Raw genomic sequence first — 14,923 nt, forward strand, 5'->3', positions numbered from 1 at the left:
GCAGCAGATTCAAGCCTTCATTCAGTACTTCAATTGCACGATGGCAAAGCCGTTCAACTGGAAGTTTCAGGGCTTTGAGCCGAAGCTCCAATAAGCTGCTGCTTTATTTTCGCCGATCTGCACTAGTGGGTCAACAAACAGGGCAATATGTTGGTATTAAGCGAGAGATTGTTCAGTTATACAAAACACGCATTAATGATCAATGGACAAATCTAGTTGAGCAGGTATACGAACAGTGCCGAAATCGCTGGAACTATCTCATCCCAGAGGGAGAAACGGAGCGGCAGAAGTTACGATCAATGTGCCAGGATGCGCTTGAATTCAGTAATTATTACTTGAGTGCATATCGCGGCTTTGTATTGCATGAATTTAATGATCCTAAGTATCAGATTCTCGCGGTCAAAAACCTTGCTTACGTGATTTATCCCGGTGATCAAGAAATTGCTGATGCTTTAAAGACATTAGGGCAATCAGACAATGAAGAGGTTAGAAAAGCTACTTTTGCAACACAAGAGCGAATTAATCATTTTCTGGATAAAGAATCATGATTTATCTGAAACTGGTTGAAGAACACCAAGAGCAATTGCTAGCAGGTTGGAATGACTTCTTTAACGATTGAACTGCTTGAAGTTCCGAACATTCAGAACGTGATTGTTACAGATGATACGTTGTCTGCTGATTTGTCGGATGGACGCACGATATCTGTACCCCTAGCATGGTATCCCCGATTACTTAGTGCTTCAGTTGAAGAACGGAATGACTGGCGCTTTATTGCTGGCGGAGTTGGAATCCACTGGAATCAACTCGATGAAGATATTAGTATCAAAAATCTGATTCTTGGACAACGATCGGGAGAAAGCCAGAAATCACTTCAGCGGTGGTTAAGTAGCCGAGAAGCGAAACGTTAACAATTGCTACACCCGATGAACTCCGATCGATAATCTAAACCTGATTCTTCAGTAATTGAGTTCAGAACAATTGAAGAAATCGATCGCAGAGTTAGGTCAAACAAATGAATTGCGATCGACTAATCACGCTGATTCACGAACACGGTTTATCTGAACATCAAGATGAGATTTTAGCAAGTGCGCGTCCTGCAATTTTTATGCGACTTGAGGAAGCGGAACCTGGAAAAGTTGGACAAAGCCGCATTGGGGGGGAGCCAGATTTGCCTGCCTCGATTCCTTGGCTCAAAGAAGACAGCTTAGAGATGTATTTTCGCTTCTTGATGCAAATTAATTTAGCGGAGTTGCCCGACTTTCCAGAGAATCCGTTTCCACGACAAGGAATGATTTATCTGTTTGTCGATGATTACGACGATGGAGCAGATCAACTGGTGGTTTATACCGGAACTGAGCCATTACAGCCGACACCTTTACCGAGCGATCGAGAATTTTGTAATGATTGGTGTGTGGACTTAGTGCCGCATCGTCTTACGTTTCAGCTTTCGCCAGATATTCCACGGTGGTGGAGCCAGGAATATGATGCACTGTGCGAAAAACTGACTGCCGCTGGATTGAGTGATGATTTATCGATCGACGAGTTGGCAAGAAAACTGTCGAATCATGCGATCGGTCGATTGCTCGGTTATGTTGCGGGTATTGGGTACGATCCGCGTGAGAGTAAGGCGCAGCCCCAAGACTGGGTGAACTTACTACAGGTAGACTCTAGTACAGCAGTGAATTTGTGTATTGGAGACGCAGGCTATTTACAAGTTCTGATCCATCGAGAGGACTTACAACGCCTTGATTTTTCTAGAATTCTCGTGAATCACGAATCAAGCTAGTTTGATTATCCGACGGCTTGCTGGGCTTCTTGTTGAGTGACTTCCTGGAAGCGGATTTCATCGCGACGTGGATCGACTAGGCTCACCTTGAGGCGTAATTGATCGCCGGGACGTGCTGATGGCTGAAATACCATCGGCAATTCTAAGCCCAAATCTTCTAACAGCACTAAGCCTAATCCTTCATGCTCTCGCAACCAGCGCAGCATCAGAGCATCCCAAATTTCATTAGAGTGCCGTCTCAGATATTCTAGGCTCCAGTATCGATTCGTTTGACGCTCGACGAATACGGCTTCTTGAACAGCTAGACCAATATTGATCATCAGTTCTTTGACTTCCTCGACTGAGAAAGGTAGAACATCGCCGCGTAGGTGTGCCTTGATTTGGAAGTGAGCGACGAGATCGCTGTAACGGCGAATTGGCGAAGTCACTTGAGTGTAAGTATCAAGTCCTAAACTGGCGTGACGAGCAGGCGTGATTGTCAGTTCGCTTCGAGGCATACAGCGACGAATCGCACACGATCGAACAGGTCCCGCCGGAAGTTGCAAGAGTTCCTCATCAGAAGGTAATTCCGGCTGAGGCTGACCCCGGAACGGTAACGGTAAATTGTGCGTTTGCGCGTAACGGGCAGCCACTTCTCCCGCTAAAATCATCATTTCGGCAACCAACTGGCGCGAGATCGAATCATCGAGAACTTCGATCGTGACTTCTCCATCGCTTTTCACTTTGATCGAAGATTCCGGCATATGAATGCTGACCGCACCTTGAGACTGTCGCCATGCGGTGCGTCGTTTTGCCCATTTCGATAACGCTTCGATTTCGGATTCGCCTTGAACGCCCAATTGCAGCATTTCATCGACATCCTCGTAAGTGAGGCGATACGTCGATCGAATCGAACTTGCATGAATGCTGTACTCTTCTACGGCTCCTTCTGGCGTAAGGATTACGGCAAAGCTCAAGGCACAACAGGTTTTTCCTGGATTCAGGCTCATCGGACCCGTTGCTAACTCGGAAGGGAACATCGGAATCATTCCGGTTGGTAGATAGATCGTGGTGATGCGTTTACGAGCATCGAGGTCGAGTTCGTCACCAGGTTCCATCCAGCGAGTTGGATCGGCGATATGAATCCAGAGTTTCTCGCGTCCGTCGGGGAGAAATTCGACGCTTAGACCGTCATCGATTTCGCGGGTGCTTTCATCGTCGATCGTATAAACCTTCAGATGCGTCAAATCGAGGCGATTGACATCGAGATCAGCGGGTGGGAATTCCAAACGGTGGTGCGTCACTTCCAGAACCTTGTTAGAGAATTGAATCGGAATTTGGGCACGCCGCAGGAACATATTCTCGTGTGGACTCCAGATTCCGAGATCAACGAGAAGCTGGAAGGCGGCTTGGGATGTTTCAGGGCGTTTTAGAGCAGCGAGGATTTCGATCGCGCTGGATCGGTTCGGTGCTTCTTCAACAGTAGCAAATCGCTCCAGTGCATCAAGTCTTGGTCGGTCGATCGCTTGCCATTCCACTGAATTTCCCTGCAATGCGAGTTCGATTCGATCTAAGAAGCTCTGCCAGTCGCGCTGACGTTGAGCCTCCATCTCGATTTGATGTTTGAGATCTGCCACTTGCGTCGCGGATCTTGGCTCATAGCGATCGCCTTTCTGCTTAAAGTAAAGCTTATCTTCCGACAATAAATAGTAAGCGGCATAACACATCGCTGGACTCGTCTCTGAGAACAGCAGCATCGCTAACTCTTTTGGATCGGTGCTGTCTCCGCCTTCGATCAGGATTTCCCAAGCGACTTCGAGGCTGGACGGATCGAGAAAAGGTTTGACTTCTTTGAGAAAGTTTGGAATGTCGGACGGTTTGAACGTCTGATTTGTGACTTCGTAAGTAATTTGGCGCGGATGAAGGGTGTGATTTTGAGAACGATCGTCGATCGCAATCCAGTGCTTTTTGCCTTCTGGACGATCGGCTACAGCGAGACGGCGTTCTCCGTTGACGCGAAATTCGACTAGGGTTCCCTTCTCCATTGAATCTGCGGGGTGCGATGGGTGATGAATAAACAGAGCAAAACGGGGGTTTTTGCGACCGGGATTGCTCACACCCTACACTAGCACCCCCGCAGAGGGTTTGAAGGGGTTTAGCCTTCTTGGTTCACGAACGGCAACAAGGCAATCACGCGGGCGCGTTTGATCGCGACGGTCAAATCCCGCTGCTGTTTTGCGGTGAGTCCGGTGATTCGACGAGGCAGGATTTTTCCACGCTCGGTGATGAATTTGCGGAGCAGATCGACATCTTTGTAATCGATCGGATCTCCAGGTTTGATCGGCGATACTCGGCGGCGGAAGTAAGTCATGGAGGTCTATTTGGTAAAGGGTCAATGGGCGGTAGTTTTCAGAAACTACGGGCAAAAACTTACCAGCTTTTGCTGACAAAGATTATTTGATTTCTTTGTGGGTCGTGTGTTTGTTGCAGTGCGTACAGAACTTGCTCAGTTCTAGTCGTGCAGTGGTATTCCGACGGTTTTTCGAGGTGGTGTATCGAGAGACTCCGTTGGAGCGCTTTGCCGGGTTGGTGCGGCATTCGGTACATTCCAGCGTAATGATTAGCCTTACGCCTTTATTCTTTGCCATAGTTTTGTTGCCAATAACGTAAAGACACGAAGATCTATTATTTCACAATTCTTGCGAGATGGGCAAAAAGTTGTCGGGGGATGAAGTGCGATCAGAATCGTTAAAGAATCAAAACTTTAGTGTTGACGAATAAAATTCTCTGTGATTCGATTAAGCTATGTAGACGAATATCAAAAGCTTAGGTGTTCGTCTCATGGGTACTACCTTCATGTCTCAGGTCAGTGCATATCCAGTTTCCTGGTCTAGCATTTGTCTGATTGTGAAGTGAAACTTTCAAGTAACTGCTAGTCCAGCATATTAGATATGCACTGGTTTGAGGCTTAAAGGTAGTGCGCTTGAGACGTTTACGTTAGGCAATTAAGAGAATTCTTGCTCGTGTGAGCGGATTTCTTCATATCTCTGATATTCCGATGCTGCTCAAATCATGGCAAAGGAAATCAACAATGAATTCTAAGCAAAAACACAGTAAGAAGAGTCAGCTACTTCGTAGGTTTGGTTCGCTCTGTTGGTGGTGTCAATGCTCTTTTTCCTCAGAACAGTTAACGCTCGACCATCTAATACCTAAAAGTCAGGGTGGTTCTAATTCTTTGGAAAACCTACGGCTTGCTTGTTTCCCTTGCAATCACGATCGTGGAAACAGCCTTTATCCACCTAAAAAGAGGAAAAAATGCACAAATTTTTAATTTTCAATGACGAAAAGCTGCTTCGTCGGGCGCTAACTCATCGATCGTATATCAACGAAAATCCGGGGGAAGCGGGACATAACGAGCGATTGGAATTTCTTGGGGATGCAATTCTCAATTTCATCAGTGGAGAATATCTCTATCAGCGTCATCCTGAAATGGGAGAAGACGAAATGACACGACGGCGGGCGGCATTGGTCGATGAGAAGCAGCTTGCTCGATTTGCGACTGAGGTTGGGCTGGATTTTAGAATTCGCTTAGGGCAAGGCGCAATTCGGGACGGCGGCTATCAAAATCCGAATCTTCTGAGCAGTACTTTTGAAGCGATCGTAGGGGCGTATTATTTAGACCATAACCGAGACATTGAGGCACTTCGCCCTTTGATCGAAGAATTATTTGATTCTGTGCCTCAAGGCGTTGTTGTCAGTCGTTCAGGAGTGGACTCGAAGAATCGGTTTCAAGAATTTGCTCAGGCTAACGGTGCAACAACTCCTCCAAAGTACCTAACAGAGAAGATTGGCGGAACTGATCATGCACCAGAGTTCCTTTCTAAAGTGTATGTGGGTGACAAGCTTCATGGTGAAGGTAAAGGACGCAGCAAAAAAGATGCGGAGAAAAGTGCTGCTGATGATGCTTTAGCAAAGCTCAGAAAACGCGGGTTGCTTTAGAGTAGGTGAAATGATCTTCTCATACTTGAATTATCTTGGAGCTGCCGCAATCATGCAGGGCTAGAGATTCCAGTAGCAAGTGGGTTAGCTATGATCGCACAATTTCGGCTAAAACTTGTGAATAAGGCTTCTGTACTTCCATCATTTTTAATTCTCGCTCGCTTTCTTCAAGAAAAGCTCCTCGAAAATTGCTGGAGGTAGAATAGGAAAGAAATCGTAGATACGAGGTCAAGTGAATGACAGTTCGACAACCCCGCTACAGCAAAGAGGAATTTGCTCAACGTGGCGATGAGATTTATGAATCTCAGGTGCGTCCTCAAGTCGAGGAGGGTAATCATGGCAAAATTGTCGCGATCGACATCGAAACCGGAACGTTTGAGCTTGCAGACGACACGATGACAGCCACGCGACGACTTTATGAGCGATTGCCGGATGCCCAACCCTGGGTGGTTCGGATTGGTTATCGTGCCGTTCATCGATTCGGGGCACGGAGCTTGAAAGACGCTCTATGATGCAGGGATATGTGAACGAAAGTGATGAAGCAATCATTTGTGTCGTCGTCAAGAGCGGGAATAAGCTTAAATCTGTTAACGCTGTGATTGACACTGGGTTCACAGGGTTTTTGAGTCTTCCAGCCGCGATGATTGCTGAACTTGAATTAGCTTGGAGTTATCGCGATCGTGCCACATTAGGAGATGGAAGCGAAACTTTGTTTGATATCTACGAGGCGAGTGTAATTTGGGATGGGCAGTTCCGAGAAATCGAAATTAATTCAGCAAACACGGAGCCGCTACTTGGAATGAGAATGCTGCGTGGGTATCGATTGCAAGTCGATGCAGTTGTAGGTGGGTTGGTCACGATCGCACAATTACAATAGACAAATTCGGCTAGAACTTGTGAATAAGGCTTCTGTATTTCCGTCGTTTTTAATTCTCGATCGCATTCTTCAAGATGGGCTACTTGAAGATATTGGACGCGGCGATCGCAAACAGGTCGGAGGCACAATAAATCACCGAATGAAACTTGAGTAATAAATTTTTATTTTCAATAGTGAACTGGATTGCTGTGATAGCTCAGGGGCATTTCTGCTGGGTTTTGATAGATTACAGGCAACCAAGCTGCACTTGGAAAACGGTCTTCTAAACCCTGAAGTTTTTCCCGCGCTTCTCGAACTGATAAGTAAAGCGTCGTTCCACGGGAAAACGCAAGCAGAAAATTTCTGAGGAATGCTTGAGCGACTGGATCGGGAACAGGTTCTCGCATGACAATGATTTGCGGAAGATTGAGTTCTGCAAGCGAGGCAGCTAGTCCTAAACCATCACACGAGTTGAAGATTGCGAGTTTTAAGCCCTGAGCGATCGCGTTTCTAAGCGCGTGACGTAATTCCGCGATCGTTAATTCCTCATCTGGATTGATCTGAATCTTGCCATCGATCGCATCGGCTGTAGAACTATGTCCAGCAAAATACAAAACGTTCCATTGTTCCGACCAAAGCTGATCGCTGAGTTCTTGACGGGTTGGAGCATCAAGAAACCGGATGGTTGCTGTTGGAAGGAGTTGCTGTAAGAGTTGTTGATCGGTTTGAAGATTGATTCCGGTACGATCGCCTAAGATTGCTAAGATTTTTAGGGTCGAAATTGCTGATGAAATGCCTGAAACTTGTTGATAGACAGAAGCACTCAGGGCAAGTTCAGCGTGAGGATAACAATCAAAGAAATCCCAAACTTGGAGCGGCAATCGTTGAAGATCGCGATCGTCTGTTTGCAGAATCAATCGAATCGGCTCAGTGCGATCGAGATGCTGAAACAATGGTTCTCGAATCGATTGAAAGGTGGGATGATTTAGCCAAGCGTTAATGTGACGTTGGAGGCTGTTTGCCGCTTCACAACAGTCTTGATGAAATGCTTGTCCATTAATGTTTGTAACTTGAGCTTCTGGAATCTCTAAACGAGTCACAGTTCCTAAGCTTTTTTGATAGCTTATTTTCCAGCGCTGGTAAGCCTTGAGCAGTTCGGGAGCAGGAGGTAGCTTTCCCCGAAGTTCTGCAAACGGAGGCATATTCTCGGCTCCGATTTGCAAGATCACCGAAAAGCCTGTGCTAATTGTGCCGTCTGCTAGTTTGAGAACAACGAATTTTCCGCGACTTCGACCCAAAGTAATCAGTGGAAACTGGCGATATGCAGCTAAGAGATTTTCTTTTGCAGTTAGCTCTGCTTGGTAGCATTCTTCGATCTTCTGAAGAGCGCGATCGTAGGTTTGAGTTAAATCTGCATAAATCGCATCTTTGTCTGCTCCCTGAGACACTTTTACTTCAACAACTATTAAGTTCTCTGCTTTTTTATCAATGCTCTTAACGGTGAGAGATTGATCTGGGTATTTTGCCTGAACCGTCTTTAATGTAGCTTCGAGTTGTTGAAAGTCTAAGTCGTCGTGGAAAATTAGCTCGATCGTATTTGCAACAATCTGAAATAGTTGAGTAAAGTCATTCGGTGCAAATTCACCCGATCGGGGGCATCGTGCTTGTTGCGGATTGAGTAAGTAAACATAGCGACAATCAATGCCCTCTAACTGAGTTTGATTGTTAATATTCCAAGCTTCTAGACAAGCACCTGTGAATGATGCGAATTGGAAATTGGTGTTCAATGCTTGGATTTGACTCAGATTGGCGTTCTCTAAATTCGCAGCTTCAAATGTCGCTTCGTTGAGTTGAGACGCTGTGAAGTCTACATTCCTCAAATCTGCTCCTTCGAGATTTGCACCTTCGAGATTGCATCCAATGTAGTGTCGATCGCTTCCTTGCCCAGTGACAAGTAACTGTCTTACTTCGGCATCTCTGAGAATGGTATCTCCCAATCGAGCCGTCCGTAACTTGGCATTTCGCCACTGAGTTCGTTTAACGATCGCAGTTCTAAAATCACTCCCATTGAGTTCTGCCTCGGTGAAATTTGCTTCACTCAAATCTGCTCCTCGAAAGCTCGTTCCGCCGATCGCACTTAGAATAATTGCTGCCTGCCGCAGATTTGTAAACGCAGGATGTTCGCTCATTGCTTTGCGTCTGAGATAGCAAGCGAATGCAATCACGCCAACGGTGACTCCAATTGCTAACGGATGAATCGCGGCTCTGGTTAATGCTCCCGTTCCATTTACTGCAACTGTCATTCCTGTCACCACCGAAAGCGCGATCGCAATTCCTTCTAGGATCGGAGAAACTGCTGCGGCTACGGCAAGACAGAGACTCAGTAAACAAGCATTTGATGCAGTGCTGGCTCCAGAAACCGCCACTGCAACCGCGATCGCAATTGTTCGGGAGAAGCTTGCACCTACAATCAGTGTGGACAGCAAAATTGTTAGTATGCCTGCAATCATGCTGATTACAGCAACGATTCCCACGGTTGCGATCGTGCTGCCGCGTCGAGTTGTAATCGCGATCGACATGGATGTGAGCGCCAAAATTCCCATTCCAGGCAGGAGCGAAAATTCCTGGAGATAGTTCGGATTGAAGTACAGCGCACACCAGTTGCCGTAGTATCCAATGATACCGCCGCTTAATATTGAAGTAACCAGCGAAACTAAGCTGTGAATCACGATCCAGCGTCGAGAAAGTCCTGCTCTCGCTTGAGTAAAATCAGCATTGCTCAGGACGGCATCGGAGAAATTAGCACTGCGAATGTCTGCATTCCGAAAGCTCTCTCCAGCCAAATTTTGTCGCTTGAGGGAGCGATCGCAGTAGCGTTTCAGCGAGGATTCACGCATCAGCAGGACACACTTTTCTAGAACACTCCTCACTAAAGCACAAAATCCTCAACAATGGTGGCTGATCCAAGCTGGAGACAAACACTAAACGATTCACCGATCGCACCGCTCAGTTTAAGCTGAATGCAAACATCCGTCGATCGCGATTTTACTTCGTGTAACGGGTTGCCCTGTTCATTCAGTAAAACTAGCTTGAGATCCAAAGGGAGATAGCAGGTTTGATCCATCGGATACGCTTGCAGCAAAATGCTAATTCGCTGATCGGCTCTTGGAACCAGAGAAACGACAAACGCGATCGCTTGTCTAGCCATCTGAACCCCCCAATCGATCTGCCGCATTCGTCGAACCCCGATCTCCGGATTATCTGGATCAATCGATCGCAAGCTTTCAACCGTTGCCCACAGCGTTTCATCATCGGTTGTGTTTCGCAATAAACGAACAATGGCTTGAATTGCGGCTTTGTTCCCGATCGCGACTTCTCCAAGCCGTCTAAGAATGCGATGCTGCTGATGTTCGTTGGATGTCGTTTCAAGCTGCTCGATCAAAGCTGGAATTTCATTAGAGCCAGTTGTTTTCGTTCTAACTGCCACTACTGGCGGCGCAGTTTGACAGAACGCCGAAACCTCTTGCCAATGGAATTCAAAGATATTCTGAAGCCACTGTCTTAACTGAATGGGTGGAATTGAATCTACCTTGATTTGTTCAAGCTGCATTGCCTCGGTCATCAGTGTATTGTAGTATCTCAGTGAATTAAGATAAGTCTGATAAGCAGACAGCGGAATGCTGAGAACATCGCTCCACGCTTGTTCACGCTGATGAAATTGCTGAATCTCTGGATCTTGTGCGGAACGTGTAAAACTTTGAATCTCTGATCGCTGTTCTGTGAGATATTGATCGCCCACATCCAGCAACAAATCATATATCTGTCTAGATAAGCGATCGCCAACAGGACGATCGAGATGATTCGTTAACATCGGCAGAACATTCCACGTTTCCGCGAGTAAATCTTGATCGATTTTAGAAAGTTGCTTTGGAATCAACACATCAACATCGCTAAGATACTGAGTTTCATCTGAAAGAATCATCACTGTGACTTGCTCTAACTCAGGTTCTCGAACGATCATCACATAGCGCGATCGCGGATTGCTGAGAAATTCCAGAGCAACTTCGGAATAAAGCGATCGTGCCTCTGGAAACTCGATTGGACAATCGAGCGATCGGGTCAGTTGCCAGATCTCTCCAGGTTGGGGAATGCGGGACTGCAAAATAGGTAGTTCTCTGGTATCTGCACACATATTTTTAGGTTGTTAAGCAATAGAAAGACTCAAAGCCATCTGTTACTGATAACGAAGTTCAGTTCTAACTTATGACAAACAAAGAAAATTTTGTTGAAAAAATCGTCAGTGTTGTGCATTTCCTTACCACTGCGAATTTGATCGTTTTCGGGCGGATGTTCGCTTGGAGGAAGAGTGCCGTTGTTTAACCGCTTTGGCTGAAAATAGTCCAAGTTCAAGTGCTTCATCCATCAGCAACGCTAATTCTTTGATTCGTTTCGAGACTGCGCTTTGAGTAATTCCCAATTCTGCTGCGAGTTGTGCTTGGGTTTGTCCATTTGCTTGACCGATACAGAGATGACGATAGTGTTTATGAGGATATTTTTGATCGATCGCATTTAAAGCATCGATCGCGCTGAGGGTCAGATCTGCAATTTCAAGCGAGTCGAGCGGATTAGAGTCACCCGGAAGATTCTCTAAAATTGTTAATTCTGTGCCAAACATCGATTGATCTAAACTGATCGGACAGTAGCGTTTTTCTTTGCGAACAAGGTCAATGATTTCATTTTTCGCTACGCTCGTCGCCCATCGGAAAAACTTCACCCAATCCCCATCGCGAAATTTCCCTGCTCTCACCGCTTGCAATAGCTTCATATTTGCGATCTGAGCCGCATCTTCCCAAGATACTGATGTGCCTTGAGTTCTTTTTTTAGCGATCGCTTCAATCCGTTGAAGATGCCGATTATCTGCTAGAAGATGCTCAAAGCTTTTGGTGTCTATCATAGTCAGGAAATAGGTGAAGGAATGGCACGAATGAGACTTGCGTAATCTCACGAAATACGAGTGTGCTTTAAGGTCAGCGAATAACAGAAATGGGGTAGATGACGCAGCTATTTTTCGGGCAATCGATCGCGAATAAACATAGCACGCGAAGGGTTTTTAACACGATCAAGCGAAAAGGTTTTTGAGAAATTACACAAACCTTGGAATATTTTTGATTTCGCCTTCGTTGTTTCTGTTGAGGTTGAATTGCTGAACCTCGATCGCAGATTCAACTTATGTGAGGTGAGGAGAAAAGTGATATGTATCCAAGACTGAAATCAATCAAAAGCGTGGCGTTATTGAGTGTGGGATTTGGTGCAGGTGCGATCGCATCAGCAGTAACCCTTTCAAATTTGAATTCTGTGAATGCGAGTTCTTTGGTGGCGCAGCGATCAACACGAGAGCCAACTTCCAGCGTAGTAGAAGTAAAGGGAGTAAGGATTGAACTTCAAGGTTGTCGAAGAGTAAAGCCAATGGAGGTGACTTGCAATCTATTGGTGACAAACATTGCAGATGAAGATGTTACTTTCAACATAAACCGTAATTCTCGAACGTTTGATACTTCTGGAAATGAGTACATCGCTCGAACGATGTCGATCGGTAAGAGTACCGGGGACGGTATTGCGTATACACAGCTTGTTACAGGAATTCCAACAAAGGGAAGTGTGAGCTTTAGATTGCCTCAGCAGGTGACTAAGTTAGCAGTTGTTGAAATTGCTTCTCGTTTCCGCTTTATGGATCAAAGTGATAGATTCCAGTTCCGCAACGTCGATATTGGTGGTGCTCAAGCTTCTAATCCGTCGAACTCGAACTGCGTCTGTCCTCCACAGACAAAACCAACTAGAGCAAGATAAGGTGGCTTGCTGAACTGCTCAAACTGTCATGCCAGCAATTGCCAAGCAATGGACAGAAGCCTTCGACGAAATGCTTGTCGATGCTCGAAGCTTATGACGGGTGGAGAACAACTCTATTTATCTTGTTCTAAATGAGAATGCGATCGATGATGAACCGAAAAACACAGTCAACAATAGTTGAATTAGTCCAACAGTTATGAAAACAGTGGATTATTTTTGTCGATGATTGGAATATTTTTCACTGAGGCTTCGTTATCTGATTAGGGCTGCGGTGTTTTTGACTCACATATTGGTTGGTCAGAGCAGTCAGCCCGACTGCGATCGCGCAAATCTTGATTTTTTAACAGTCGCTACCAGCAAGTTTCGATTAAAGCATCAAGTCTACGAACTGAAATCTCGTTCAATTTTCAATCCACCTACTTACGGAGTAAGAAACATGGCAAAGGAAGCCTCAGCGCCAACCACAGTACTGTCCGTTATTGCGCTTGTGTTTGGACTAATCGGCATGGTGGCATCTTTCATCCCCTGCCTTGGTGTGTTTGCAATCTGGATTGCACTGCCATCTTCTCTCTTGGCTGGAGTTGCTACTTGTCTGGCATACGCCAAAAAGGAGGCTAAAGCATTCCCCTTGGTTGCATTGACGATTAGCATGATTGGTCTAGTGATATCGGGTACTCAGATTGTTGCATTAGGTACTGCTGGCTCCATCAATCAAAATGTTCAACCGCAACAGCAACAAATTAGATAATGTCGATCGCAGTAATTGTGAATCTTCTGAAGCGTTTGCCGAACATCTACAGAGAGTATCGATATGTCAACTATGCTTTACTCGCACTGTCTGTAGTCTTTTTGCTCTACCCGCTTGGAGTTTCTATTCCAGGTGAGGTAGAGTCTTATCTCCCGTTTGAATTGCCTACGATTCCAAGTTTTGTTGCTACAAACTATCCGGATCGACCCTGTTCAAGCTGTGGATTAACCAGAAGCATTGTTTCGTTGTACCACTTTGACCTTAATGCTGCGTTAAGGTTCAACAAAGCCGGAATCTTAGTTCTCACTTTGGCGATCGCTCAATTTTTTCTCAGGATGCCTTTACTGTTCTGGAAGAGTTCAGAACTATGCTGGTTTGATCTGATTCAGCTAGTGGCTTGTGGTGTTGCGATCAGGGCGTTTCTAGATGCAAGTCTAAGTTTCGCATTTTAGGACAAGGCAGCATTTCGGATTGTCAACTTCTCAGTCTTGTCGCTCACCTATTTCGATTTGGCGCACGAAGCTCCAAAGACGCTCTATGATCCAAGAAATACGTGAATGAAAGTGATGAGGCTAGAACGTTGTGAATAAAGTTGCTGTACTCCCACCGTTTTTAATTCTCGATCGCATTCTTCAAGATTGGCTGCTCGAAGATATTGGACGCGGCGATCGCACCACACAAGCTTTGATCTCTCCTGGAACTCGTCAAGCGGTTTGGATTGCGAAAGAAGCAGGAGTAATTGCAGGATTACCGATCGCGGCTAGAGTGTTTTACTTACTCAATCAGTCTACGGAGTTTACACCGTTGGTTGAAGAAGGGGAAGCAGTGGGGAAAGGACAAACGATCGCACGAATTGAAGGCGCTTACGATGCGTTACTGACTGGCGAAAGAGTTGCGCTGAATTTAGCCATGCGTCTGAGTGGGATTGCGACGATGACGCGGCAGTATGTGGAAAAGATTGAGGATTTGCCTGCTCAGTTAGTGGATACGCGCAAGACAACACCAGGATTGCGATCGCTTGAGAAGTATGCGACACAGGTTGGCGGGGCAATGAATCATCGTATGGGATTAGATGATGCGGTGATGTTAAAAGATAATCACATCGTGGCAGCGGGGGGAATTGCGAATGCGATCGCACAAGTTCGCGCCCAGATTCCGTATCCATTGACGGTCGAAGTGGAAACCGAGAATTTAGAAATGGTGCAGGAAGCGATCGATCACGGAGTCGATATTATCATGCTCGACAATATGCCGCTAGAAATGATGAGTCAGGCAGTAGAGATGATTCGATCGACAAACAATCGAATTAAAATCGAGGCTTCGGGGAATGTGACTTTGACGACGTTGAGAGCGATCGCAGAAACGGGAGTCGATTTTATTTCGAGTAGCGCACCAATTACTCGATCTACCTGGTTAGATTTAAGTATGAAATTCAAGATTTAAGGAGGCGACGACAAATGCCAGAACAACTTGAAGACCGGGTCACGCTTCTAGAGGCTGAAGTGGCTCGTCTCAAAGAGAAAGTAGAGCCATCTTCTAAACCTTGGTGGGAAAGGATTGCAGGAACGTTTGCTGATAGCCCTGCTTATGAAGAGGCAATGCGGTTGGGGCGAGAGTATCGCGAATCCCTTCGTCCAGATTCAACCGAGCAAACTGAAGAGTGAACTACCTACACCATACTGCGTAGCGGTTGGTGTAGGTAGTTCAC

General features: G+C 45.9%; 19 protein-coding genes. 13 read left to right on the forward strand and 6 right to left on the reverse strand.

What is annotated here, in order from left to right:
• The first annotated feature begins 125 nt into the window (after window positions 1-125).
• The 3 genes from ACQ4M5_RS36515 (at window position 126) to ACQ4M5_RS36525 (ending at window position 1,786) form a co-directional block, all read left to right on the forward strand.
• On the forward strand, window positions 126-548 hold the full coding sequence (locus ACQ4M5_RS36515) for a hypothetical protein (protein ID WP_430680704.1): 423 nt from the start codon (window positions 126-128) through the stop codon (window positions 546-548).
• A gap of 51 nt (window positions 549-599) precedes the next feature.
• Complete coding sequence (locus ACQ4M5_RS36520) at window positions 600-908, forward strand: DUF2442 domain-containing protein (protein ID WP_430680705.1); 309 nt, start codon at window positions 600-602, stop codon at window positions 906-908.
• Between the two features lie 104 nt (window positions 909-1,012).
• A complete protein-coding gene (locus ACQ4M5_RS36525) occupies window positions 1,013-1,786 on the forward strand; it encodes a YwqG family protein (protein WP_430680706.1) in 774 nt (257 codons plus the stop codon).
• 5 nt (window positions 1,787-1,791) lie between these two features.
• On the opposite strand, the gene ACQ4M5_RS36530 is transcribed toward ACQ4M5_RS36525, so the two are convergent.
• From ACQ4M5_RS36530 to rpmG, 3 genes are all read right to left on the reverse strand, one after another.
• Window positions 1,792-3,810 (reverse strand): ribonuclease catalytic domain-containing protein, encoded by a 2,019-nt coding sequence (locus ACQ4M5_RS36530; protein ID WP_430680707.1) that lies wholly within the window; start codon window positions 3,808-3,810, stop codon window positions 1,792-1,794.
• A 110-nt stretch (window positions 3,811-3,920) separates the two neighbouring features.
• Window positions 3,921-4,136 (reverse strand): 30S ribosomal protein S18, encoded by a 216-nt coding sequence (rpsR, locus tag ACQ4M5_RS36535; RefSeq protein ID WP_059000004.1) that lies wholly within the window; start codon window positions 4,134-4,136, stop codon window positions 3,921-3,923.
• A gap of 82 nt (window positions 4,137-4,218) precedes the next feature.
• Window positions 4,219-4,413 carry a 50S ribosomal protein L33 gene (gene rpmG, locus ACQ4M5_RS36540; protein ID WP_071837119.1) on the reverse strand — a complete coding sequence of 65 codons (195 nt, stop codon included), beginning with the start codon at window positions 4,411-4,413 and terminating at the stop codon, window positions 4,219-4,221.
• A gap of 443 nt (window positions 4,414-4,856) precedes the next feature.
• On the opposite strand from rpmG, the gene ACQ4M5_RS36545 reads away from it, so the two are divergent.
• The 5 genes from ACQ4M5_RS36545 (at window position 4,857) to ACQ4M5_RS36565 (ending at window position 6,795) form a co-directional block, all read left to right on the forward strand.
• The gene (locus tag ACQ4M5_RS36545; RefSeq protein ID WP_430680708.1) at window positions 4,857-5,096 is read left to right on the forward strand and encodes an HNH endonuclease; all 240 of its coding nucleotides are present in this window, start codon (window positions 4,857-4,859) and stop codon (window positions 5,094-5,096) included.
• Window positions 5,081-5,764 (forward strand): ribonuclease III, encoded by a 684-nt coding sequence (gene rnc, locus ACQ4M5_RS36550; protein WP_430680709.1) that lies wholly within the window; start codon window positions 5,081-5,083, stop codon window positions 5,762-5,764. Before ACQ4M5_RS36545 ends, rnc begins: the two co-directional genes overlap by 16 nt.
• A gap of 236 nt (window positions 5,765-6,000) precedes the next feature.
• Window positions 6,001-6,276 (forward strand): hypothetical protein, encoded by a 276-nt coding sequence (locus tag ACQ4M5_RS36555; protein ID WP_430680710.1) that lies wholly within the window; start codon window positions 6,001-6,003, stop codon window positions 6,274-6,276.
• On the forward strand, window positions 6,273-6,641 hold the full coding sequence (locus ACQ4M5_RS36560; protein ID WP_430680711.1) for a clan AA aspartic protease: 369 nt from the start codon (window positions 6,273-6,275) through the stop codon (window positions 6,639-6,641). Before ACQ4M5_RS36555 ends, ACQ4M5_RS36560 begins: the two co-directional genes overlap by 4 nt.
• A 19-nt stretch (window positions 6,642-6,660) precedes the next feature.
• Entirely contained in the window at window positions 6,661-6,795 is a 135-nt protein-coding gene (locus ACQ4M5_RS36565; RefSeq protein WP_430680712.1) for a hypothetical protein, read from the forward strand.
• Window positions 6,796-6,808: 13 nt separating this feature from the next.
• Here ACQ4M5_RS36565 and ACQ4M5_RS36570 read toward each other — a convergent pair whose 3' ends face one another.
• From ACQ4M5_RS36570 to ACQ4M5_RS36580, 3 genes are all read right to left on the reverse strand, one after another.
• Entirely contained in the window at window positions 6,809-9,517 is a 2,709-nt protein-coding gene (locus tag ACQ4M5_RS36570; protein WP_430680713.1) for a pentapeptide repeat-containing protein, read from the reverse strand.
• 32 nt (window positions 9,518-9,549) lie between these two features.
• Window positions 9,550-10,812 (reverse strand): DUF1822 family protein, encoded by a 1,263-nt coding sequence (locus ACQ4M5_RS36575; RefSeq protein WP_430680714.1) that lies wholly within the window; start codon window positions 10,810-10,812, stop codon window positions 9,550-9,552.
• A gap of 123 nt (window positions 10,813-10,935) precedes the next feature.
• Window positions 10,936-11,574: a sigma-70 family RNA polymerase sigma factor gene (locus tag ACQ4M5_RS36580; protein ID WP_430680715.1), complete on the reverse strand. Its 639-nt coding sequence runs from the start codon at window positions 11,572-11,574 to the stop codon at window positions 10,936-10,938.
• 299 nt (window positions 11,575-11,873) lie between these two features.
• Here ACQ4M5_RS36580 and ACQ4M5_RS36585 point away from each other — a divergent pair, with 299 nt between their 5' ends.
• From ACQ4M5_RS36585 to ACQ4M5_RS36605, 5 genes are all read left to right on the forward strand, one after another.
• Window positions 11,874-12,467 (forward strand): hypothetical protein, encoded by a 594-nt coding sequence (locus tag ACQ4M5_RS36585; RefSeq protein WP_430680716.1) that lies wholly within the window; start codon window positions 11,874-11,876, stop codon window positions 12,465-12,467.
• Between the two features lie 436 nt (window positions 12,468-12,903).
• Window positions 12,904-13,215 carry a hypothetical protein gene (locus tag ACQ4M5_RS36590; protein WP_430680717.1) on the forward strand — a complete coding sequence of 104 codons (312 nt, stop codon included), beginning with the start codon at window positions 12,904-12,906 and terminating at the stop codon, window positions 13,213-13,215.
• A complete protein-coding gene (locus ACQ4M5_RS36595; RefSeq protein WP_430680718.1) occupies window positions 13,215-13,667 on the forward strand; it encodes a DUF2752 domain-containing protein in 453 nt (150 codons plus the stop codon). The genes ACQ4M5_RS36590 and ACQ4M5_RS36595 overlap by 1 nt, the downstream gene beginning before the upstream one ends.
• A 130-nt stretch (window positions 13,668-13,797) precedes the next feature.
• Entirely contained in the window at window positions 13,798-14,658 is an 861-nt protein-coding gene (nadC, locus tag ACQ4M5_RS36600; RefSeq protein WP_430680719.1) for a carboxylating nicotinate-nucleotide diphosphorylase, read from the forward strand.
• Window positions 14,659-14,672: 14 nt separating this feature from the next.
• A complete protein-coding gene (locus tag ACQ4M5_RS36605; RefSeq protein WP_430680720.1) occupies window positions 14,673-14,879 on the forward strand; it encodes a hypothetical protein in 207 nt (68 codons plus the stop codon).
• Window positions 14,880-14,923 lie beyond the last annotated feature (44 nt).

Source organism: Leptolyngbya sp. AN10 (genome assembly GCF_050565645.1).
Taxonomy (GTDB): Bacteria; Cyanobacteriota; Cyanobacteriia; order Leptolyngbyales; family Leptolyngbyaceae; genus Leptolyngbya.